General features: G+C 58.2%; 28 protein-coding genes. 13 read left to right on the forward strand and 15 right to left on the reverse strand.

Translation table 11 applies throughout. The features are described 5' to 3' along the window. Positions 1-223: 223 nt before the first annotated feature. On the forward strand, positions 224-520 hold the full coding sequence (locus tag BK660_RS02415) for an RNA-binding protein (RefSeq protein WP_123431907.1): 297 nt from the start codon (positions 224-226) through the stop codon (positions 518-520). A 91-nt stretch (positions 521-611) separates the two neighbouring features. Here BK660_RS02415 and BK660_RS02420 read toward each other — a convergent pair whose 3' ends face one another. Continuing rightward, positions 612-896, reverse strand: coding sequence for a hypothetical protein (locus BK660_RS02420; protein ID WP_123431908.1), 285 nt, complete (start codon positions 894-896; stop codon positions 612-614). A 172-nt stretch (positions 897-1068) separates the two neighbouring features. After that, a complete protein-coding gene (locus BK660_RS02425) occupies positions 1069-1350 on the reverse strand; it encodes a hypothetical protein (RefSeq protein WP_123431909.1) in 282 nt (93 codons plus the stop codon). Between the two features lie 549 nt (positions 1351-1899). Between BK660_RS02425 and BK660_RS02430 the strand changes: the two genes are divergently transcribed. The 7 genes from BK660_RS02430 to BK660_RS02460 all read left to right on the forward strand — a co-directional run bounded on the left by BK660_RS02430 (position 1900) and on the right by BK660_RS02460 (position 6236). After that, positions 1900-2664, forward strand: coding sequence for a COG4705 family protein (locus BK660_RS02430; RefSeq protein ID WP_123431910.1), 765 nt, complete (start codon positions 1900-1902; stop codon positions 2662-2664). A 28-nt stretch (positions 2665-2692) separates the two neighbouring features. Beyond that, complete coding sequence (locus BK660_RS02435; protein WP_123431911.1) at positions 2693-3130, forward strand: hypothetical protein; 438 nt, start codon at positions 2693-2695, stop codon at positions 3128-3130. Positions 3131-3215: 85 nt separating this feature from the next. Further along, a complete protein-coding gene (locus BK660_RS02440; protein ID WP_123432521.1) occupies positions 3216-3881 on the forward strand; it encodes a response regulator transcription factor in 666 nt (221 codons plus the stop codon). Beyond that, positions 3857-5212, forward strand: coding sequence for an ATP-binding protein (locus BK660_RS02445; protein ID WP_123431912.1), 1356 nt, complete (start codon positions 3857-3859; stop codon positions 5210-5212). The genes BK660_RS02440 and BK660_RS02445 overlap by 25 nt, the downstream gene beginning before the upstream one ends. A gap of 80 nt (positions 5213-5292) precedes the next feature. After that, positions 5293-5559 carry a FecR/PupR family sigma factor regulator gene (locus BK660_RS02450; RefSeq protein ID WP_259698466.1) on the forward strand — a complete coding sequence of 89 codons (267 nt, stop codon included), beginning with the start codon at positions 5293-5295 and terminating at the stop codon, positions 5557-5559. Positions 5560-5684: 125 nt separating this feature from the next. Further along, positions 5685-5885 carry a hypothetical protein gene (locus BK660_RS02455; RefSeq protein WP_123431914.1) on the forward strand — a complete coding sequence of 67 codons (201 nt, stop codon included), beginning with the start codon at positions 5685-5687 and terminating at the stop codon, positions 5883-5885. 117 nt (positions 5886-6002) lie between these two features. Beyond that, on the forward strand, positions 6003-6236 hold the full coding sequence (locus tag BK660_RS02460; protein WP_123431915.1) for a DUF6555 family protein: 234 nt from the start codon (positions 6003-6005) through the stop codon (positions 6234-6236). Between the two features lie 6 nt (positions 6237-6242). On the opposite strand, the gene BK660_RS02465 is transcribed toward BK660_RS02460, so the two are convergent. Further along, positions 6243-6578: a hypothetical protein gene (locus BK660_RS02465; protein WP_123431916.1), complete on the reverse strand. Its 336-nt coding sequence runs from the start codon at positions 6576-6578 to the stop codon at positions 6243-6245. Between the two features lie 72 nt (positions 6579-6650). After that, complete coding sequence (locus BK660_RS02470; RefSeq protein WP_123431917.1) at positions 6651-6869, reverse strand: hypothetical protein; 219 nt, start codon at positions 6867-6869, stop codon at positions 6651-6653. A gap of 179 nt (positions 6870-7048) precedes the next feature. On the opposite strand from BK660_RS02470, the gene BK660_RS02475 reads away from it, so the two are divergent. Together BK660_RS02475 and osmE are read left to right on the forward strand one after the other, a co-directional pair. Next, positions 7049-7288, forward strand: coding sequence for a hypothetical protein (locus BK660_RS02475; RefSeq protein ID WP_123431918.1), 240 nt, complete (start codon positions 7049-7051; stop codon positions 7286-7288). A 13-nt stretch (positions 7289-7301) separates the two neighbouring features. After that, on the forward strand, positions 7302-7652 hold the full coding sequence (gene osmE, locus BK660_RS02480) for an osmotically-inducible lipoprotein OsmE (RefSeq protein ID WP_123431919.1): 351 nt from the start codon (positions 7302-7304) through the stop codon (positions 7650-7652). Between the two features lie 76 nt (positions 7653-7728). On the opposite strand, the gene BK660_RS32890 is transcribed toward osmE, so the two are convergent. Continuing rightward, complete coding sequence (locus BK660_RS32890) at positions 7729-7926, reverse strand: DUF2188 domain-containing protein (RefSeq protein ID WP_123431920.1); 198 nt, start codon at positions 7924-7926, stop codon at positions 7729-7731. Between the two features lie 210 nt (positions 7927-8136). Here BK660_RS32890 and BK660_RS02490 point away from each other — a divergent pair, with 210 nt between their 5' ends. Beyond that, on the forward strand, positions 8137-8499 hold the full coding sequence (locus tag BK660_RS02490; RefSeq protein ID WP_123431921.1) for an NUDIX hydrolase: 363 nt from the start codon (positions 8137-8139) through the stop codon (positions 8497-8499). Between the two features lie 3 nt (positions 8500-8502). Here the strand turns inward: BK660_RS02490 and BK660_RS02495 are convergent, their stop codons facing one another. The 8 genes from BK660_RS02495 to BK660_RS02540 form a co-directional block, all read right to left on the reverse strand. Continuing rightward, on the reverse strand, positions 8503-9276 hold the full coding sequence (locus tag BK660_RS02495) for a 1,6-dihydroxycyclohexa-2,4-diene-1-carboxylate dehydrogenase (RefSeq protein WP_123431922.1): 774 nt from the start codon (positions 9274-9276) through the stop codon (positions 8503-8505). Between the two features lie 134 nt (positions 9277-9410). Then, positions 9411-10424 (reverse strand): benzoate 1,2-dioxygenase electron transfer component BenC, encoded by a 1014-nt coding sequence (gene benC, locus BK660_RS02505; RefSeq protein WP_123431923.1) that lies wholly within the window; start codon positions 10422-10424, stop codon positions 9411-9413. A 10-nt stretch (positions 10425-10434) separates the two neighbouring features. Further along, a complete protein-coding gene (gene benB, locus BK660_RS02510; RefSeq protein WP_123431924.1) occupies positions 10435-10923 on the reverse strand; it encodes a benzoate 1,2-dioxygenase small subunit in 489 nt (162 codons plus the stop codon). Continuing rightward, entirely contained in the window at positions 10920-12284 is a 1365-nt protein-coding gene (gene benA / locus BK660_RS02515; protein ID WP_123431925.1) for a benzoate 1,2-dioxygenase large subunit, read from the reverse strand. Before benA ends, benB begins: the two co-directional genes overlap by 4 nt. Positions 12285-12582: 298 nt before the next feature. Further along, entirely contained in the window at positions 12583-13536 is a 954-nt protein-coding gene (locus tag BK660_RS02525; protein ID WP_123431926.1) for an AraC family transcriptional regulator, read from the reverse strand. A gap of 170 nt (positions 13537-13706) precedes the next feature. Further along, positions 13707-14636, reverse strand: coding sequence for a catechol 1,2-dioxygenase (gene catA, locus BK660_RS02530; RefSeq protein WP_123431927.1), 930 nt, complete (start codon positions 14634-14636; stop codon positions 13707-13709). Positions 14637-14687: 51 nt separating this feature from the next. Then, positions 14688-14978 (reverse strand): muconolactone Delta-isomerase, encoded by a 291-nt coding sequence (catC, locus tag BK660_RS02535; protein ID WP_123431928.1) that lies wholly within the window; start codon positions 14976-14978, stop codon positions 14688-14690. Between the two features lie 9 nt (positions 14979-14987). Next, positions 14988-16136, reverse strand: a complete 1149-nt coding sequence (locus tag BK660_RS02540) for a muconate cycloisomerase family protein (RefSeq protein ID WP_185044937.1) — start codon at positions 16134-16136, stop codon at positions 14988-14990. 127 nt (positions 16137-16263) lie between these two features. Between BK660_RS02540 and BK660_RS02545 the strand changes: the two genes are divergently transcribed. Beyond that, positions 16264-17148 (forward strand): LysR family transcriptional regulator, encoded by an 885-nt coding sequence (locus BK660_RS02545; protein ID WP_123431929.1) that lies wholly within the window; start codon positions 16264-16266, stop codon positions 17146-17148. 3 nt (positions 17149-17151) lie between these two features. Here the strand turns inward: BK660_RS02545 and BK660_RS02550 are convergent, their stop codons facing one another. Both BK660_RS02550 and BK660_RS02555 read right to left on the reverse strand, forming a co-directional pair. Further along, a complete protein-coding gene (locus BK660_RS02550) occupies positions 17152-17394 on the reverse strand; it encodes a DUF1652 domain-containing protein (protein ID WP_123431930.1) in 243 nt (80 codons plus the stop codon). 119 nt (positions 17395-17513) lie between these two features. Continuing rightward, on the reverse strand, positions 17514-18413 hold the full coding sequence (locus BK660_RS02555; protein WP_123431931.1) for a polysaccharide deacetylase family protein: 900 nt from the start codon (positions 18411-18413) through the stop codon (positions 17514-17516). Positions 18414-18623: 210 nt separating this feature from the next. On the opposite strand from BK660_RS02555, the gene BK660_RS02560 reads away from it, so the two are divergent. Beyond that, positions 18624-19310 (forward strand): SOS response-associated peptidase, encoded by a 687-nt coding sequence (locus BK660_RS02560; RefSeq protein WP_123431932.1) that lies wholly within the window; start codon positions 18624-18626, stop codon positions 19308-19310. Positions 19311-19547: the final 237 nt, after the last annotated feature.

Genomic DNA, 19547 nt, shown 5'->3' on the forward strand with positions numbered 1-19547 from the left:
GCCTGAGTCGCTAGGCAACAGCGCCGTCGGGGCCATGGCAACCCGATTAATCCAACACCCATATCGGCACGGCGTGAAGCTTTCGTCTGAGAACTGGGGCTGGTTTCCCGATCTATCACCGTGATCAAAGAGGCCACGTGAATGTTAATCCTGAGTGCGCCAAATGCGTGTTGACCCACTGCTCGGCTGAAGGTACCGTTTCAGCACATTAAGAGTTTCACCAATGGCGAACCTGACCGACATTTTAGAAGCCCCGCCAGAGGAATCTGCCGGGGCTTTGTCGGCTTTGGCTACGGAGAAGATTATGTCCAGAGCACAACGCCGACACGATACACGACGCCTCAAGTCTCGCTTTTTTGCAAAACAGCGGGCTTATGAATGCTGGACAACCAGCGAAAAAAACGCCGGTATTTTTGCCAACCACGGGAAGGTGTGTTCTTGCCGGATGTGCGGTAATCCCAGAAAACTGGGGTTACTCACGATGCAGGAGCTACGGGCTGACTCAACGATTCAGGAATGAATATAAAGCCAGCCCGCAGAGGGTGATGCCGCGCTGCCAGGATGATTGCACTGATGTAGCGCTGCAGAACTCGGAGGCTTTGGAAAAGTGGCTAGATCGTTAGCTCTTTGTTTAGGTTACCCATCACAAATGCATAAGCGTCTGGTGATGTGAAAAAAGAGTGCCACGCATAGGGTGCTCTGAAGTAAGTTTGATTCCCCGACCGCCAGATAACGACGACATGCCCCGCGAGACTTGCGCCGGAAGCCGCTAACTGAAACGTCCTTATAATCTCTTCTTGCGTATGGTTTGACTGACTGCCGAATGAAGCGTTCAGCGGGAAAATAATCATGTTTTGCCCCCCCTGACGCACATGAGCGATGAGGTACTTTGCCATCTCCTTCTCCTTGAATTGCTACCGCTACTGTTTGCCCTTGCGAATTCAAGGGCGTGGGTACGCTACAGATTTAAGTACGATCGCCCATTGATACAGATGACGAAAGAACATGGTCCCAACAACTAACTAAAGGTGTATCAGGACCTCTAGCCTCCCGAGTGACGACCCATTATTAGAACCGGACATTGTATTTGTTGCTGGCAATATTCAGCGTCACCATAACTCTTACAGCGTTATCACCGAAAAACTTCCGAACAACGCCGTCATAGACACAAAGTACAGCCCCTTCATTCGACACATATGAACTACCGTTATTCACCAACATTAAGTTGTACACGCCGTAACTACGCGTGACATCTGGCTTGAGTCCATTGCAAATGGCAAGGTGGTCAGGTTCGCCAGCACTTGCCATAATAGGTGCAAGCAGGGCCAGCAGGATGACTAGTTTTATCACTTTGGCTCGCCTTTAACGCACAGTGGTTTTATCTGACATGTTTGGTATTCAGCAATACTGCAAACATAACATTCACATAAATATACACTTCCACCCTGACGCCTTAACAAACGCAAGACACCAGTGATTTGATGGGATAAAGATCGATGGCGACGGATGGTAGTTTTGGCTTGACTGCCTGTCAATATGCGATATCTGCTAGCTTTTTTGCGGCATCAGATTTTATTAATTACAAAAACCGGCTGTTTAACCATTGAAAAATCAACAACAAATCCGACCAGGCAGCTAGGTTAATACAGCGTTTCAATCGACCACATTAGTAAAACCTCTAAACGGCGCAGGGGAATAAATGGCACGCCATCTCATGTACAACAAAACCCTGATTATTCGGACTTTGTAGTTTCTGGCTTTTAGAAAACTCGCTCCGTCACCCGGCTACCCAAGCAACACAAATATTCCGGTTAATTCACCCCTCCTCAGCCCCCGCTAAGTTTCTTCCCATACCTTCTCCCCTGCGCACTTTCAGCGCTGCCCAGGAGAGGCCCTCACATGAATTCCCCCACAGCCGGTTGGCTCAACAAAGTGCCCGAGGTGACGCTGTCGTTCTGGGTGATCAAGATTCTGTCGACCACCGTTGGTGAAACCGGCGCGGACTTCCTGGCCGTGGATGCCGGTTTCGGCGCCGGCTGGACCAGCATCGGCATGGCGTCGTTGTTGGCGATTGCGCTGTTCTGCCAGATGCGCACCAAAACCTACACGCCCTGGATCTATTGGCTCACGGTGGTGCTGGTGAGCATCGTCGGTACGCAGATCACCGATATTCTGACCGACGTCCTCGACGTCAGCCTCTACACCAGCACGGCGGTGTTTTCCGTTCTGTTAGCGATCAATTTCCTGGCCTGGTACCGAATGGAGCACAGCCTGTCGATTCGTGAAATCGTCACGCCACGACGGGAGCTGTTCTATTGGGCGACGGTGCTCTGCACGTTTGCCTTGGGAACGGCGGCCGGCGACCTCGCGACCGAAGCGCTGGGCCTGGGCTTCACCCTCGGCATTGTGATCTTCGGTGCCTTGATCATCGCCACGCTGGCGTCCTGGCGTATGGGCGGCAATGTGGTGCTGACCTTCTGGATCGCCTACATCCTGACCCGGCCTTTCGGCGCGTCCCTGGGCGATTTGTTGACTCAAGCCAAAACCTACGGCGGCCTCGGCATGGGCGCCGCCTGGACCAGTGCGATCTTCCTCAGCGTCATCTTTCTGCTGGTGGTCGTTGCTCAAATCAGCGTCGGCACCCGTAAATCCGTGACTCAGTAACCGTTAAAACGCCCATCAAGGAATCATCATGCGCCACGTTCAAACCCTTATTCGTCATGCGGCCATTGTCTCGTCTATTTGTTTGCTAGGCATGATCGGCGGCTGCTCCAAGCCTGCCGACAAACCCGCCACAGGCGCTGCGTCGAGTTCGGTGAGCACCCCAAGTCAGTCGGGTACCAAACTGGGTGACCTGTCCGAGTTCCGTAATATCGCCGCCGACGTTGCCGCCCTGGTCGACAAGAATGATTTGCCCGGCGCCAAAACCCGGATCAAGGACCTGGAAACCTCCTGGGATTCCGCCGAAGCCGGCATCAAGCCTCGGGCCGCCAGCGACTGGCATGTGGTGGACAAAGCCATCGACCGGGCACTCGACGCCTTGCGCGCCGGTAGCCCGAAGCAGGACGAATGCAAAGCCGCGATGGATGACTTGCTCAAAGCCTTCGACTCGATGAAAGGCAAGTCCTGAGCCGACGGCGGACAAACCCCGGCACAGGTGCTTCAATACAGGCGCGACGGTCATGACCGCCGCGCCTTTTTTTGCGGAGCGGGACATGCGGATATTGCTGGTCGAAGACGACCCGATGATTGGTGATGCCATTGAGGGTGCCCTGAACGATGCGAGCTATGCCGTCGACTGGGTGAAGAACGGACTCACCGCCCTCTCGGCGCTGGACACCCAACACTATGATCTGGTGCTGCTCGACCTCGGTTTGCCGGGCAAGGACGGGCTCGATGTCCTCGACAGCATCCGCGCGCGCAACAACCCGGTGCCATTACTGATCATCACCGCACGCGACAACCTCGATGATCGCCTGCGTGGCCTCGACGGCGGCGCTGACGATTACCTGGTCAAACCCTTCGAACTGGTCGAACTGCTCGCCCGGATGCGCGCAGTGTTGCGCCGCAAGGGTGGCAGCGCCCTGTCCGTGCTGGACAACGGTGTGGTGGCGCTGGACCTGGTTTCCAAACTGGCCAGCACTGCCGATAGCCGCGACGTGCCGCTATCCAGTCGCGAGTTTGCCCTGCTACAGGCGCTGTTGATTCGGCCCGGCGCGATTCTCTCGCGCAGCGAACTCGAAGACCGCCTCTACGGCTGGGGCAATGAAGTGGAAAGCAATGCGGTGGAATTTCTGATTCACGGGTTGCGGCGAAAACTCGGCAGCCATGTCATCAAGAACGTCAGGGGAATGGGATGGATGGTTTCAAAAAGCGCTTGAGTGACTCGGTACAACTGCGGCTGTCCGTCACGTTGTCGCTGGCCATCCTGATCGTTGCCGTGGTGGCGGGGATTTTTGCCTTCGTCTCAGCGTTCGACGAAGCCCACGAAATGCAGGACGACACCTTGCGCCAGGTGGCGGTGTTGTTTGATCGCCAGCATATGAGCCTGCACTATCCCGTGGGAAACGAGGTCGCCGACGACAACGAAGAATCCAGGGTGATCGTGCAATACCTGGCCGATGGCAGCACCGCGCTCGGCAACGACGACGCCCTGTTGCCGCTGCCCTTCCCCATGACATTGGCCGATGGCTTGTCGACGTTAAACGTCGTGGGCGAAGATTTTCGCGTGCTGGTCAAGACCACTAGCCGTGGCGAACGCATTGTCGTCGCCCAGGAAACCGGGATTCGCAACAAGGAGGCTCGCGAGAGCGCGTGGCGCAGCCTGCTGCCATTTCTGATCCTGTTTCCGGTGCTGTTGCTGGTGGTCGGCGACCTGGTGCGCAAACTGTTCCGTCCGATTGCCACGCTTTCGGCTGACATCGACGGGCGCGACGAACAGGCATTGCACCCCATCGACGAGCACCACTTGCCGACCGAAGTCCGTCCGTTCGTGGTGGCCATCAATCGCTTGCTTGGGCGTGTCGCGCAGTCCATGGACGCCCAACGCCGCTTCGTCGCCGACGCCGCCCACGAACTGCGCTCGCCCATGACCGCCCTGTCCTTGCAGGCCGAGCGGCTGGCGGCTACAGCAATGCCGGCGCCCGCCCGTGAGCGTTTGCAGCCCTTGACGCAGGGCATAGAGCGCAGCCGCAAACTGATCGATCAACTACTGGCGCTGGCCACCGCGCAATCGGGGTCAAGTCGACCGCAAGCAGCCGTCTCAGTCCATGACGTCTATCGGCGGGTGCTGGAGGATCTATTGCCGCTGGCCGAGCGCAAGCACCTCGATATCGGTGTCGAGAGCACCGAGGACGCGCAGGTCATCATCAACGAAATGGATCTGGTCGTTTTGGTGAAGAATTTGCTGGATAACGCCATCCGATATACGCCCGACGGCGGACGCATCGACCTTTCCGTTGAGCGGACGCAGGACTGGGTGAAGTTGCAGGTCAAGGATTCGGGACCGGGTATTACTCTGGAAGAACAAACGCGCGTGTTCGATCCTTTTTACCGCAGCCTGGGAACCGAAGAGGCAGGCTCGGGGCTGGGGTTGTCGATCGTCAAGGCCATAGCGGACCGTACGGGTGCACAGATTCGGCTTGGCTTTACAGATGAGGAAAACAACAGCGGTTTGTGTGCATCGGTGTGGTTGAACACCGCGAAACATTGAAATCAACACGACTTCTTTTTGACGTATTTTTCGCAAACGGCCTCGTAAGGTGCGTTATCCGGCCAAACAGGTAACAGTCAATGAATCCACCCAGCTCTTGCGACATGGACGAAGCAATCCTTAGCCAAGCCGCTCATTGGTGTATGCGTTTACAGGAAAACACCTGCACTCAGACGGAAAAGCTGGCCTTTAAGGAGTGGATTCAGACTGACCCTCGCCACGCCTTTGAATACGCAAAAATGCTGGAAATCTGGGACATCAGCGACCAGTTGCCAAACCATCAAAACACTTCGAAAAAGCTGCTGACTGACCTATCGACGCGGCAAAACACCGCGCACAAAATGTGATGCGCTGAAACTGGCGCACCATTGCAGTGCAATCTGTTGGCGAAAACCGGTTTCCTCAACTAGGGTCTCTACGCAATCAAATGCCCCCGCTCATGGGTGGGTCGCGCCTGATCAAGGAGAGATAAATGACGTCCGTTCGCGCTGTCGAAAAAACCTATCGCGCCTGGTCGAGCCCCATCCTGCTGGAGCTCAAGGAGCGAGAACACCAGCTGGACCCCGTCGCACGCCAGGCGCTCGAAAACATCCTGGTAGAAAGACGATTGATCAACCTCGGCAATCCTTCAGGCAATGACCGGCGCATCGTTGGGCAGGACAAACATCAGTAATTCGCGTGCCGATGAACGGGTAAATATCTGCCTTTTGCTCATGCAGACAGAAGTCCGAAATCCAAAGGAACTGGCACTACGCCATTAATGTCGTAGCGGTAGCACCTGGAGAATCGGATGACTCGCACTCGCTATTTTCAAATCACCTATCGTTTTAATGACCAGCGACACGTTTTTGTACAGCCAGACACGCACATGAATCACGCGGACGCATGGTATTACGCCTGCCTGCATTCAGGGTTGGGGCTTTCGTATGGGCACGATCACGATCAACAAAATGACGACGCACTTCAAGGCCACGCGCAAGCAGGCGGCCTGATCGATGTCAGCTGGGAAGAATTACCCAATTGAAAAGTGTTACAGACAATCCTTCACGGCTTTGCGCATGGCGCCGGATTTGGCCCAAGGTGGCCCCTGATACAGCGAAACCCGGCTGCCGTCCTTGTACTTGACGATATCGAGAATTTCATCCGCCGTGATGATGCTCGGCGCATTGAGCCGGTAGCCATTGGAAATACCGACCTGAGTCGTTTTAGGAATTTCTTTCTGCCACGCCGGCAAAATGCACGCAGCCAGTTCTTTCGGTGGCTTGTTGCTGTATTTGCTGACGTTGGGTTCACCCGGCACCACAGACGCCGGCAACGAACAACCTGCCAGCATCGCCAGCGTTACTCCCCCAATCCACATCCGCATGACGCATCCTTATCCCGTAAAAACGCGAAATGTAACGCTTCGCCGGCCGGACATCCATCTATTGAATACAACTCAATGTGGGGCATTGTCTTCAGGAGGCTCTGGATAGCTTCTTTCGTTGAGATAAGCCATCCACCGTTCATAGGCTTCATGCTGCCATTGCGTGACACGCTCCCACTCCGGGCCGCTCAGTTGATGCGCTGAAATCAGGTTCATCATCTCCGTGGTGGCGGCATCCAGGTCAACAATCAACTCATGGGCATGAAATCTGAAGTCATCGGTATTGCTCATAGTGGGTGGCCTCGCCCTGACAAAATTGATTGACCTTCGTACGACATCCGCAAAGGTCACTCGCCCCCAACTTCCCGACCAATGGAAGCACCTTCTATCCCACGGGAATCTGACGAACAAACGTTGCGCCGTTCTAAATGGAACTACTCTTTCCTACCGAGACATTGCTGGAGGTCGTCATGTGGCTTAATGAAGATGAAAACAAACTTCGCCGTGACCTGCAAAGCGTTGCGTCAGATTTGAGGTGGTCGGCGGTCGAGTTGCTGCGCATTGAGCAACAGTTACGTCTGGCAGGTAATGAAGTTGATGCGGATGCCGTTCTCAAATTGTGCGCATTGTTTCAGGGCGATGAAGCAGTGCTGGCGGGTTATTCCGAAGAGGTGAAAGCCAAGGTGATCAGTCGGACGAAAGCTCACTGACGGGAGCACTGCCATGAACAAGTCGCTGTTCACGCTGGCAGTCCTGCTGGCGGTGGGTGGCTGCAGCACCGAGGAACACATTTACGGTACCCAGCCCCTGGTTGCCAACGTCCAGACCGGGATGAGCAAGGATCAAGTGCAGCAGATCGGCGGTCAACCGGTCGCGATCACCGAGCGTACGGTGCAGCCTGGCAGTTGTTTTGACTACAAATTAACGCAGGCGGAGCAGCATCAGTCGTACAACGTCAGCTTCGATGGCAACGGCAAGGTCGACCATAAAAGCTTCATGACCTGCGCCGAATGGAGCCATGTACAAGAGAAAGCCCGTGAACCCTCACGTACAAGCGGTGGTGGAGGCTACTGAGCGACCTAGCCGGAAACAGGCTTGTTGCAGGTCTCCCCAAAAAAAGCCCCGGCATTCCGGGGCTTCAAGCGTGCTGTCATTCTGACTTTTGCGCTGACGGGCGAACCTTGCGCGCTCTATAGGCTGGAAGCGATGCCGCATAGGCCAGCGCTTCCTCTCTGCAGCTGAAAGACCCCAGCCTGTCACCTTGGGTGCAGACCCGCCAGGGGCCATTGTTTACGCTTAGTACGTCATAACCGTTCATGTGCATTTTATTCAGCATCGGAACACTCATGGTCACCTCCTGTTCGGTAGTGGAACCGACGATTGAGTCCAATACCTTACACCCGACCCTTGCTCAAGTGCCGACCAGACGTCGCGTCAGGAATCCAGCGTTCAATTGCACTTTTCGCAGAGAGCATCGCTCTAACCCCTGAAACAGAGCTCACGGCCCGAATGTTGCATTTTTATTTCGTTTTTATGACATCCGATTGTTAGGTAACCGATGAAAGTACGTGCAACGGTCATTTGCGAACTGGACCGACATGTTCTCCTGGTGCGTAAACCCAGGTGTCGCTGGAGCTTGCCCGGCGGAAAAGTCGAGCCCGGTGAAACCACGGCGGGCGCCGCGTTGCGTGAGCTTCAAGAAGAAACCGGTCTGGACGCCGACAACCTGCTGTACCTCATGGAGCTGGAATCGGGCGGCACCCGCCACCATGTCTACGAAGCGTCGGTGCCGAACCTTGAGCAGGCCCGGCCGCAAAACGAAATCATCGACTGCATCTGGCATCCGCTGGAGACGGTCGACAACCTGAGCACCAGCGAGGCCACGCGCCAGATCGTCAAAGCGTTTCGGCGGCGCCTGTAAGCGTCAGCCCTGGTCGCCGCCGCCGACCGGCATGATCATGCCGGTGATGTAAGACGCTTCGTCGCTGGCCAGAAACAAAATAGCGCCCGCCTGCTCATCCAGCGTGCCGTAGCGCTTCATCAAACTGCTGTCGAGCGTCTGGTCGACGATCTGCTGATACCAGACTTTTTCCTCAGGACTTTGCTCGGCACTGTTGCGCGCAATGACCCGAGGCGGCGCTTCGGTGCCACCAGGCGCGGTCGCATTGACCCGCACCCCGCGACCGGCGGTTTCGAAGGCCAGGCAGGCGGTCAGTGCGTTGACCCCGCCCTTCGCCGCGCCATACGGCACGCGATTGATACTGCGCGTGGCGATGGACGAGACGTTGACGATGGCGCCACTGCCCTGCTCCAGCATGAACGGCAGCGCCGCATGACAGCACCACAACGTCGGAAAGAGCGAGCGGCGGACTTCGGCTTCGATCTGCTCCTCGGCATAGTGCTCGAACGGCTTGGTCCAGATTGTGCCGCCGACGTTGTTGACCAACACGTCGAGGCGCCCGAATCGCTCAATGGCGGTTCGCATCACGCGACTGCATTCGCTGTATTGCTCAAGGTCGGCGGTCAGGGCCAGTACTTGATTACTTTGGCCCAACTGCTGCTGCACCTCGAACACATGCTCGGAACGGTCGACCAGAATCAACCGCGCGCCCTCAGCGGCCATGCGCTCTGCCACCCGCCGCCCAATGCCTTGGGCAGCCCCGGTAATCAGCGCCACTTTTTCGTGAAATCTGTTCATACCCACCTCGTAAAAAAACACTGCCCTGTAGGAGCGAGCCTGCTCGCGAAAGCGGTTTCACAGGCGCCATCTCCGTTGAATGCCCCGCCCCCTTCGCGAGCAAGCCCGCTCCCACACTGGATCGCGTGCGCTACTCAAGCCGCGCTGGCGGCGAATTTCTCGTAGTAGAAATTCGCAGGCTGGACACCTTGCTCGCGAATGAACTGGCTGACCGCCTCGACCATCGGCGGCGGGCCGCACAGGTAGACGTCGACGTCGCCCTCGTTCAAATGCCGCGGCTCGATGTGCTGAGTCACGTAGCCCTTGAGCGGATGTTGGCTGTCGGGGTTGGCCACGCAGGCGCTGAAGCTGAAATTCGGGATGCGCGAGGCGAAGGTTTCGAGGCGGTCGAGTTCCACCAGGTCGAAATCGTTGGTCACGCCGTAGATCAAATGCAGCGGATGCTCGCTGCCTTGCTCGGCGATTTTTTCCAGCATCGCGGTGAACGGCGCCAGCCCCGTGCCACCGGCCAGCAGCAACAACGGACGGCGGATATCGCGCAGATAGAAACTGCCCAACGGCCCGGCCAGGCTCATGCTGTCGCCGGCCTTGGCCATGCCGGTGAGAAAGCTGCTCATCAAGCCGCCAGGCACATTGCGAATCAGGAAGCTGACCTCGCCGTCGCGCTGCAACGAACTGAACGAGTACGCGCGGGTCTGCTCGCTGCCCGGAACCCCGAGGTTGACGTATTGCCCCGGCAAAAACGCCAGCGCGCTCAACGCTTCCCCTTTGATCGACAGCGCAATGGTGCTATCGGACAACTGCCGCACCGCGCTGATCGTCGCGTCATAACTCACCTGCCGCGTGCGGCAAACCTCCGAGGACGCCGGCACCCGCACCACGCAATCGCTCTGGGCGCGCATCTGGCAGGTCAGGACAAAACCCTGCTCGGCTTCTTCCGCGCTGAGTGCGTCTTCGATGTACTCCTCGCCCAAGTCATAACGGCCGGCCTCAGCGAAGCATTTGCAGGTGCCGCACGCACCGTCGCGGCAGTCCAGCGGGATGTTGATGCCCTGGCGGTACGCGGCATCGGCCACGGTTTCACCGACATTGGCGTCGATGAACCGGGTGACGCCGTCTTCAAAATTAAATGCAATGGAATGGGTCATGACCGCCGCCTCACAAGTGGTAGACATCGATGACCTGGCGAACGTAATCGTTCTTCAGGATCACTTTCTTGGCCTTGATCAGCGGGTTTTCGCCACGCACATCCAGGGTGTAGAAACTGCTGCCGAAATAGCTGTCGACGGTCTTGTAGCGAAAGCTCAGGGTGTGCCAGTTGAAGCGCACTTTGCACAGACCATCAGCCTGTTCGAGCAACTCGATGTTGCTGAGGTTGTGCGAGGTTCGCGTGTCCGGAATGCTCGCGCTGGAACGCTCGGTCTTGATGCGGAAGATGCGGTCTTCCAGCCCCGTGCGGTTGCCGTACCAGATCAGTGAAATTTCCCGCTGCGGGTCCTCGGTCAACTCGTCGTTGTCGTCCCAGGAAGGCATCCAGAAGGACGCATCGGAGGCGTACAGCTCCAGCCAGTCGTCCCACTGTTTGTCGTCGAGGTAGCGTGCTTCGCGGTACAGAAAATCGCGCACGGCATCGTAGGTGATGGTCATTGCACGGCCTCCACTGCAATCAATTCGGACTGTTCGGCGGCCAGCGCCTTGAGCATCGTCTGTTGCCAATATTTGTGTTGCAGCACGAACAGGCCTTCGTCCTCGGTGCGCACGCCGCTGAGCAGCGGGTGCAGGTCGATTTCCTTGGCCGCCTCGTCCGCGCCTTCGATCCAGTGCTCGGCGCCCCGGGACATGTCATTCCAGGTGGTGACGCTGCCCTGATAGCTGGTCTGGCACGAGCGAAACTCTTCCAGATCGTCCGGGGTGGCCATGCCGCTGACGTTGAAGAAATCCTCGTACTGGCGAATCCGGCTGGAACGGGCGTGGTCGCTTTCGCCTTTGGGCGCGATGCAGTAAATGGTGATTTCCGTGCGGTTGACCGAGATCGGCCGGGCGATGCGGATTTGCGAGCTGAACTGGTCCATCAGGTACACGTTCGGGTACAGGCACAGGTTGCGCGAGTTCTCGATCATCCAGTCGGCGCGGGCCTTGCCAAAATCCCGGGCCAATTCGTCGCGACGCTCGTACAACGGACGGTCCTCGGGGTTGGACCAGCGCGTCCAGAGCAGCATGTGGCCCTTGTCGAAGGAGTAAAAACCACCGCCCTGCTTGGCCCAGGTGCCGGCGCTCATGGTTGGGTTGCTGTCGCCGGAATCGCGTTGCTTGCGCTGGTTCTGGGTGGCGGCGTAGTTCCAGTGCACCGAGCTGACGTGGTAACCGTCGGCGCCGTTTTCGGCGGTGAGTTTCCAGTTGCCTTCGTAGATATAACTCGAAGACCCGCGCAGCACTTCCAGGCCATCGGCGGACTGGTCGACGATCATGTCGATGATCTTTGCCGACTCGCCAAGGTGTTCAACCAAAGGCACCACGTCGGCCTTGAGGCTGCCGAACAGGAAGCCGCGATAGGACTCGAACCGTGCGACTTTGGTCAGGTCATGGGAGCCTTCGCAGTTGAAGCTCGCCGGGTAACCGGCCGCTGCCGGATCCTTGACCTTGAGCAGCTTGCCGGAGTTGTTGAAGGTCCAGCCGTGGAAGGGACAGGTGTAGGAGCTTTTGTTGCCGGTCTTGTGCCGGCACAGCGTCGCGCCGCGATGGCTGCAGGCGTTGATGAAGGCGTTGAGCACACCGTCCTTGTTGCGCGCGATGAAGATCGACTGGCGCCCCATGGTGGTGGTGTAGAAATCGTTGACGTTGGGGATCTGGCTTTCGTGGGCCAGGTACAGCCAGTTGCCTTCGAAGATGTGTTGCATCTCCAGGTCGAACAACCGCGGATCGGTGAACATCTCGCGCTTGCAGCGGTAGATGCCGGTTTCCTTGTCATCTTCAAGCAGGGAGTGAAGGTATTCGGGTCGCAGGGACATGGCCGCCGCCTCCATTGTTTTTATTCAGGCAGGGCCATGCTAGGACGGGGGGATGTGCCGGACTATCCGCTGGGTGCAGAGGTGTATCCGTTTACTGCAAAGGGAGATGCTGGTTAGTTGAGTGCGACGCTGAACCTGTGGCGAGGGGGCTTGTCGGAACGCCGAACCGCCCCGTTCGGCTGCGCAGCAGTCGCAAACCGGGCTATGCGATTTTCCTGAATGATCGAATTTGCAGGTTTTGGGGCCGCTTCGCGACCCAACGGGGGCAAGCCCCCTCGCCACAGGGAACTCACATCCGTCAGTGGCGGCGTTTGAGGGTGTCTGAGGGCAGTTCGCCGAACTGTTTGCGGTAGTGGTCGGAGAACCGTCCCAGGTGCAGGAAGCCATAATCCATGGCCACTTCCGTGACGTTGCGCACGTTGCACGTCGGGTCGCTCAGGCACAGGTTGATGCGCTCCAGCTTCTTCTGCCGGATGTAGTTTTGTGGCGACGTTCCCGCGTTGCGCTCGAACAACCCGTACAGCGAACGCAGGCTCATCCGCGCCTGGCGTGCCAGTTCCTCACTGTCGATGTCGTGCTTGAGGTTTCGCGAGATGTAATCGGCAATCACCTCGAAAGCAGGTGAACCCAGGCTGGTACGAATAACGTTGGTCTTCATCAGGCTGAGCATTTTGCTGACGATGATCTGCGCGTAGTGTTCCTGCACGCGCGGGATCTGCTCGGTGGCCTCGGCTTCCTGGCAAATCATCGCGAGCAAGCTGACGAAACCCTCCAGCTCATCGAGCTGATAACGGTTCTCCAGGAACCGCACGCCCTGCCCCGGATACCGCCAGCGCTGTTCATCGCACACCGACTCAAACAACCGGACAGGAATCTTGAGAATGAATTTTTCGCAATCGTCGGAATAGGTCAGGTCGACCGGTTCATCGGGGTTGATCAGCAGCAGCTCACCCGGCGCGAAGTAATGTTCCTGACCCCGTCCACGCGACAGGCAGTTGCCCCGCAGCAGCACTTGCAGGTGATAGATGCTGTCGAGTGCGCCGGACGTCACGCGCACACTGGCGCCGTAGCTGATACGGCACAGATCCAGGCTGGCGAATTTGCGGTGATCGAGGCTGGCCAGCGGCCGGCCGACATTGGGCATCAGGATGCAATGGTTGCCGACATGCTGATTGACGTAACCCGATACCGCATAGGGGTCGGCATGGTCGAATACTCTGCTGCGCTGACTCAACAGTTGCGCGTGCATCATCGGGTCACTCTCGTTGTTGTTATTGGCGGTGGCAGGTCCAGTCTAGAACATTGACTGAAAACCCTTGTGGGAGCGAGCCTGCTCGCGAAGGCGGCGTCAGCTTCAACATCACCGTTGACTGACACTCCGCTTTCGCGAGCAGGCTCGCTCCCACAGGGTTGATCTCGCTATCAATCTTCCAGCGCGCGAACCCGCTCGTGGCGTTGTTGCTCTTCAGGCTGCGCAGTCGACTGCAGCGTGAAATCAAATTCGATTTCAGCAAACCGCCCGCTCACACCATGCGCCGCAGCGCGTTGTTGATCGTCGCTGAAGCTGATGTGGGCGATCAACTCATCGCGGGTGGCGTAGGCGAAATCGTCGTGCAGGTACTGATCGCCATCGAGGTTGATCTGGGTGGTCAGGTGACGATGATCCGGCGCCGAGATAAAGAAGTGCACGTGCGCCGGACGCTGGCCGTGACGGCCCAGTTGATCGAGCAGTTGCTGGGTCGGACCGTCCGGCGGGCAGCCGTAACCCGACGGCACGATGCTACGGAAACGGTAGCGACCTTCGGCATCGGTGACGATCCGGCGGCGCAGGTTGAACTCCGATTGCGTGGCATCAAAGTACGAGTAAGTGCCACCGGTGTTGGCGTGCCAGACGTCGACCACGGCGCCGGCCAGCGGTTCGCCGGCGGTGTTGAACACGCGCCCTTGCATGAACAGGGTCACACCCGGATCGAGGCCATCATCGAGTCGCGCTTCGCCTTCGGACAGCGGCGCGCCGGCTACATACAGCGGGCCTTCGATGGTGCGTGGCGTGCCGCCGGATTTGCCGGCCTGCTCGTCTTCAGCGTCCATCAGCAAATCGAGGTAATGCTCCAGACCCAACCCGGCCACCAGCAACCCGGCTTCCTGACGCGCGCCCAGCACGTTGAGGTAGTTGACGGCTTTCCAGAATTCTTCCGGGGTCACGGCCAGGTCTTCGATGATGTTCACCGAATCACGCAGAATGCGGTAGATCAGGGTTTTGACGCGCGGGTTGCCGGCATCATTGAGCAGACCGCTGGCGTCTTCGAGAAACTTCTGTGCGCTGGCAGTGTGGGAAATCTTGACGTTCATGGTGGATCCTCATCTTGTAATTATTAGCGTAGCGAACTGAACAGGCTGGGTTCAGCGGTCATCCTCGCGGATGGAAGACGGATGCCGGCACATCGCGTCGATCTCGATCGCCATGTAGGGAAACAGCGGCAGTTGCATCAGCAGGTCGTGCAGTTCCTGGACGCTGTCGACATCGAAAACGCTGTAGTTGGCATAGTGCCCGGCGATGCGCCACAGGTGGCGCCACTTGCCCTGCTCTTGCAGGCGCTGGGCCAGGGCTTTCTCGTCTGCCTTCAGCCTGGCGGCGGCTTCGGGGTTCATGTCGACCGGTAGATTCACGGTCATTTTTACGTGGAATAGCATGATCTCTCCTCAGGCTTGATGAACGGACGTGGATGTTTTGTCGCGACGGAAAAACGCCAGGCGCTCTTCATCGAGGTTCAGGCCCAGGCCCGGTGTTTGCGGGACATGCAGTTCAAAATCGCGATACACCAGCGGCTCGCTGAGAATGTCTTCGGTCAGCAGCAAGGGGCCGAACAGTTCAGTGTCCCAAGCGAGTTTGTTCAGGGTGATAAAGGCATGGGCCGAAGCCATGGTGCCGAGGCCACCTTCGAGCATGGTGCCGCCGTACAGGGCGATGCCGGCGGCTTCGGCTATCGCGGCAGTACGCAACACCGCGCGCGGGCCACCGTTCTTGGCGATCTTCAAGGCAAACACCGAGGCAGCGCCTTCGCGCGCCAGATTGAAGGCGTCTTCCACGCACTCGATGGATTCGTCGGCCATGATCGGCGCCGGGCTCATCGCATTCAGGCGCGCCATGCCGGCGCGGTTGTTGCGCGAGATCGGCTGTTCGATCAAGTCGATGCCGTTGGTGCCGAGGATCCGGCAAGCGCGCAATGCGACGGCTTCATCCCAGGCCTGATTGACGTCGACCCGCACGCTGGCGCGGTCACCCAGGGCTTTCTTGATTGCAATGACGTGGGCCAGGTCGCGGTTGACTTCACCGGCACCGATTTTCAGTTTGAAGATGCGATGGCGGCGCAGGTCGAGCATTTTTTCCGCTTCGGCGATGTCTTTGTCGGTGTCGCCGCTGGCCAGGGTCCAGGCCACCGGCAAGGCATCACGCACACGCCCACCGAGCAACTCGCTGACCGGCAGGCCGAGGCGTTTGCCCTGGGCGTCGAGCAACGCGGTTTCGATCCCGGATTTGGCAAAGGTATTGCCGCGAATGCTGCGTTCCAGGCGCAGCATGGCGGCATTCACATTGCCGCTGTCCTGGCCGATCAGCAGCGGCGCAAAGTGTTTGTCGATGTTGGTCTTGATGCTGTCCGGGCTTTCGTTGCCATAGGCCAGGCCACCGATGGTGGTGGATTCACCGATCCCTTCGATGCCATCGGCGCAACGCACACGGATGATCACCAGGGTCTGGTTCTGCATGGTGTGCATCGCCAGCTTGTGCGGGCGGATGGTCGGCAGATCGACGATGATCGTCTCGATCGATTCAATGGCTGTTGCACGCATGTCGATACCCGTCAGGTTCTTAAAGTTCTGGAACCGATTCTCGTACGGCTTTTTTCGCGATGCCAATATAGAATTGGTCTGACTTGATACCTTAAAGGTATGCAAACGACTGACGTTCGGAGGCTCCATGGAACTGCGTCACCTGCGGTATTTTCAGGTGTTGGCTCAAACCCTCAATTTCACCCGCGCCGCCGAGCTGCTGCACATCGCCCAACCGCCCTTGAGCCGGCAGATCCAGCAATTGGAAGACGAACTCGGTGTGTTGCTGCTGGAGCGTGGCCGGCCGCTGAAACTGACCGAGGCCGGGCGGTTTTTCCATGAACACTGCACCTCCCTGCTCGAACAACTGAACAAGGTCTGCGACAACACGCGGCGGATCGGCCTGGGGGAAAAGACCTGGCTGGGCATCGGCTTCGCGCCTTCGACCCTGTACGGCGTGCTGCCGGAACTGATCCGCCGCCTGCGCAGCGGCGAGCCTCTGGAGCTTGAACTGGGGCTGTCGGAAATGACCACGCTGCAACAAGTGCAGGCGCTCAAGGCCGGGCGCATCGATATTGGCTTCGGGCGCATTCGCATTGACGATCCGGCGATCATCCAGACGGTGCTCACCGAAGATCGTCTGGTCGCTGCCCTGCCCGCCGGCCATCCCCTGCTGGCTGGGCCGATCAGCCTGCGCGAATTGGCCAAGGAACCCTTTGTGCTGTACCCCGGCAATCCGCGCCCGAGCTATGCCGACCATGTGATTGCACTGTTCGAGTCCTATGGCGTGAGCATTCACGTGGCGCAATGGACCAACGAACTGCAAACGGCCATCGGTCTTGTGGGGGCCGGGATCGGCGTCACGCTGGTGCCGGCCTCGGTGCAATTGCTGCACCGCGACGACATCGGCTTTACCCCGCTGCTGGAAGACAACGCCACCTCGCCGATCATTCTCAGTCGGAGGGTGGGTGATGTGTCACCGGGGTTGAATCATTGCTTGAAGATGATCGAAGAGCTGCAACCGCAGGCCTGACCGTCAGCCGGCAAACGCCCGGCGGCCGGCGCTCATCTCGACGCGCAATTCGCCCACTAGATCGGAGATCGCGCGGATCGTGGTCAACTCGGCGGGAGATACGCCGTTGATCAACAAATCTATACGCCCAGTGGCGCGGTCAAATACTTTGATGCGCAGTAACCCGTCGGCACTCACCGAGCAATCGCAAGAAAGTGGCTCGAAGCCAGATTCCACAATGCTGCAAAGGACTGAAATGGGAACCATCGCTGTCGCCTCCGTGGCGGTTGGTGGAAATCATCCTGATCAGAATAGATGGGCTTTTTGCTTTCCGCCGCGGCCAATACTGAACAAAAGTGATACCTGCCTCGCATATTGGCGAGGTTTTAATGGGAGTTGCGGTCCCAGAACCAGTTCCAGAACCCCGGCAGCTCGACTGGCTGGGAACTGTCCTTGATGGTGCGCGCCATGGCCGCGCGCAGCACGGCATCGTGATCGTCATAAAACGGTTTGTCTGCTAATGGCACGCCCGTGGCCTTGGCGCTGTCGATCAGGATTTGCAGGTATTCGCGCGCATGCCGGGCGGTGTAGCGGTTGAGGTCGTGGAAGGTCACCACCACCGGAATCACCCCGTCCACGGTCGGAAACTCGCCCTGGGCGATGCGCTCACGCACTTCAGACATTGATCGCAGCATATGCGACCGACGCCGGGGGCTGGCGTTGAAGCCCCAGATCTTGCCGTCGTTGGCGCTTAAATCGGTCAGCAGCACATGCATGCCGTGCTTTTGATAGGCCGCGAAGACTCGTTTGTCGTAGTTCCAGAATGGCGGGCGCACCAGGGTCGGCGGCGCGCCGGTAATGGCCGCGATGTCGGCACTGCCTTTGCTCAGCGACTGCTCCAGTGCTTCCGGGCTCAGCGAGCGGTGATTGGTGTGCCAATGGGTGGCCGTGTGAAATCCCAACACCTGCCCTTCTGCATGTTCGCGGTGCATGAGCTCGCGCCCGATATCACTGTCGCCGGCCCGTGGTGCGCCGGTCTGCACGAAAAACACTGCTTTGATGTTGGGCTGTAGAGGGTTGTCTTTCAGGCTGTCGAGCACTGTCGCGGTGGGGTTCCAGAAACTCGAAGCGCTGGGGCCATCGTCGAAGGTCAACAGAAAACGAATGGGCGCCTGGGCCTGTAGACGTTGTTCCGTCTGAGGGGTCAGTTCGATGGGGGCCGAAATGCAGCCTGCCAGCCCGATGGCAATGGCGAGTGCGCAGAAAATCTTGAACAGCTGCTTCATGTTTTGCCTTGGGCCAGACCATGACGGTCAACACTATGAATGGCAGAAATCCTTCGCCCGCTCTTCCTTCGCCGGCCCGCCAGTTACGCGGGCCGAGGTTTGATCAGGGTACACAGTGTTTGGTTCCGCGACCCGCCCACCCAACGCACGGGTGATCCGAAAGCTAAGCTGAACATTCCCGTCAGCGCTTTCCAACCGCAGGTTCAGCCGATGTGTGGACGTCTGTCGCAGTACCGTGGCATTCACGATTTCGTTGCCGTGTTGAGCATTCCCGACGCGATGATCAATCACGTCGGGGATGAGCCCTTAGCCCGCTATAACGCGGCGCCCACCACTCAATTGGCTCTGTTGCATTTTGAGCCTGACGGGCTGCACGCCGATCCGGTGCGCTGGGGTTGGCGCCCGCACTGGGCGAAGGATCGCGCGGCGCCGATCAACGCGCGGGTTGAAAAAGTCGCGCACGGCCCGTTCTTCCGGGCGATCTGGCCGCACCGGGCGATTGTGCCGATCGACAACTGGTTCGAGTGGGTTGATGCGGGTGATTCGACGCGCCAGCCATGGTTGATTCGCCGACAGGACGGCGCACCAAGTTACTGCGCCGCCATTGGCCAGTTCCCGGGCGCTGGCAATGAACCGCGCGGCGACGACGGTTTTGTCATCATCACGGCGGACAGCGTCGGTGGCATGCTCGACATTCATGACCGGCGGCCGGTGGTGTTGTCGCCGGAACTGGCGCGGGAATGGCTCGACCCGGCCACGCCGAAAGAACGCGCCGAACAGATGGTGCTGCTGCAGGGGGAAACCAGTGAAATGTTCGAGTGGTACAGGGTCGACAAAGCGGTCGGCAACGTCAGAAACCAGTCTTGCACGTTGATTGATAAGCTTATTCAGGACTGACCAGTTGGACAGTCCTGTATATACAGGAAGTTATCGTTAAATAACTTCAATGCATGGACGTTACACAGACTGTTTCATATCCGAAACACATGCTGCGAGTATTTGAGATCGAGCCTCAACCGCTTGTCCGACAATGTCTTTATCGTACATACATTCCGTAACACTAAAGTTAGGATGCGCGCCGCATTTCCCGTGGCATTGCCCAGTTGACCAAAGAGTCAACAAAGAAGGAAATCC

The organism is Pseudomonas brassicacearum (assembly GCF_003732265.1).
Classification (GTDB): domain Bacteria; phylum Pseudomonadota; class Gammaproteobacteria; order Pseudomonadales; family Pseudomonadaceae; genus Aquipseudomonas; species Aquipseudomonas brassicacearum_D.

Bases quoted from the DNA above. Each gene is read 5' to 3' on its own strand.
- BK660_RS02415 (WP_123431907.1), top strand. From the start codon at position 224: ATGGCGAACCTGACCGACATTTTAGAAGCCCCGCCAGAGGAATCTGCC.
- BK660_RS02420 (WP_123431908.1), bottom strand. From the start codon at position 896: ATGGCAAAGTACCTCATCGCTCATGTGCGTCAGGGGGGGCAAAACATG.
- BK660_RS02430 (WP_123431910.1), top strand. From the start codon at position 1,900: ATGAATTCCCCCACAGCCGGTTGGCTCAACAAAGTGCCCGAGGTGACG.
- BK660_RS02435 (WP_123431911.1), top strand. From the start codon at position 2,693: ATGCGCCACGTTCAAACCCTTATTCGTCATGCGGCCATTGTCTCGTCT.
- BK660_RS02440 (WP_123432521.1), top strand. From the start codon at position 3,216: ATGCGGATATTGCTGGTCGAAGACGACCCGATGATTGGTGATGCCATT.
- BK660_RS02445 (WP_123431912.1), top strand. From the start codon at position 3,857: ATGGATGGTTTCAAAAAGCGCTTGAGTGACTCGGTACAACTGCGGCTG.
- BK660_RS02450 (WP_259698466.1), top strand. From the start codon at position 5,293: ATGAATCCACCCAGCTCTTGCGACATGGACGAAGCAATCCTTAGCCAA.
- BK660_RS02455 (WP_123431914.1), top strand. From the start codon at position 5,685: ATGACGTCCGTTCGCGCTGTCGAAAAAACCTATCGCGCCTGGTCGAGC.
- BK660_RS02460 (WP_123431915.1), top strand. From the start codon at position 6,003: ATGACTCGCACTCGCTATTTTCAAATCACCTATCGTTTTAATGACCAG.
- BK660_RS02465 (WP_123431916.1), bottom strand. From the start codon at position 6,578: ATGCGGATGTGGATTGGGGGAGTAACGCTGGCGATGCTGGCAGGTTGT.
- BK660_RS02470 (WP_123431917.1), bottom strand. From the start codon at position 6,869: ATGAGCAATACCGATGACTTCAGATTTCATGCCCATGAGTTGATTGTT.
- BK660_RS02475 (WP_123431918.1), top strand. From the start codon at position 7,049: ATGTGGCTTAATGAAGATGAAAACAAACTTCGCCGTGACCTGCAAAGC.
- osmE (WP_123431919.1), top strand. From the start codon at position 7,302: ATGAACAAGTCGCTGTTCACGCTGGCAGTCCTGCTGGCGGTGGGTGGC.
- BK660_RS32890 (WP_123431920.1), bottom strand. From the start codon at position 7,926: ATGAGTGTTCCGATGCTGAATAAAATGCACATGAACGGTTATGACGTA.
- BK660_RS02490 (WP_123431921.1), top strand. From the start codon at position 8,137: ATGAAAGTACGTGCAACGGTCATTTGCGAACTGGACCGACATGTTCTC.
- BK660_RS02495 (WP_123431922.1), bottom strand. From the start codon at position 9,276: ATGAACAGATTTCACGAAAAAGTGGCGCTGATTACCGGGGCTGCCCAA.
- benC (WP_123431923.1), bottom strand. From the start codon at position 10,424: ATGACCCATTCCATTGCATTTAATTTTGAAGACGGCGTCACCCGGTTC.
- benB (WP_123431924.1), bottom strand. From the start codon at position 10,923: ATGACCATCACCTACGATGCCGTGCGCGATTTTCTGTACCGCGAAGCA.
- benA (WP_123431925.1), bottom strand. From the start codon at position 12,284: ATGTCCCTGCGACCCGAATACCTTCACTCCCTGCTTGAAGATGACAAG.
- BK660_RS02525 (WP_123431926.1), bottom strand. From the start codon at position 13,536: ATGATGCACGCGCAACTGTTGAGTCAGCGCAGCAGAGTATTCGACCAT.
- catA (WP_123431927.1), bottom strand. From the start codon at position 14,636: ATGAACGTCAAGATTTCCCACACTGCCAGCGCACAGAAGTTTCTCGAA.
- catC (WP_123431928.1), bottom strand. From the start codon at position 14,978: ATGCTATTCCACGTAAAAATGACCGTGAATCTACCGGTCGACATGAAC.
- BK660_RS02540 (WP_185044937.1), bottom strand. From the start codon at position 16,136: ATGCGTGCAACAGCCATTGAATCGATCGAGACGATCATCGTCGATCTG.
- BK660_RS02545 (WP_123431929.1), top strand. From the start codon at position 16,264: ATGGAACTGCGTCACCTGCGGTATTTTCAGGTGTTGGCTCAAACCCTC.
- BK660_RS02550 (WP_123431930.1), bottom strand. From the start codon at position 17,394: ATGGTTCCCATTTCAGTCCTTTGCAGCATTGTGGAATCTGGCTTCGAG.
- BK660_RS02555 (WP_123431931.1), bottom strand. From the start codon at position 18,413: ATGAAGCAGCTGTTCAAGATTTTCTGCGCACTCGCCATTGCCATCGGG.
- BK660_RS02560 (WP_123431932.1), top strand. From the start codon at position 18,624: ATGTGTGGACGTCTGTCGCAGTACCGTGGCATTCACGATTTCGTTGCC.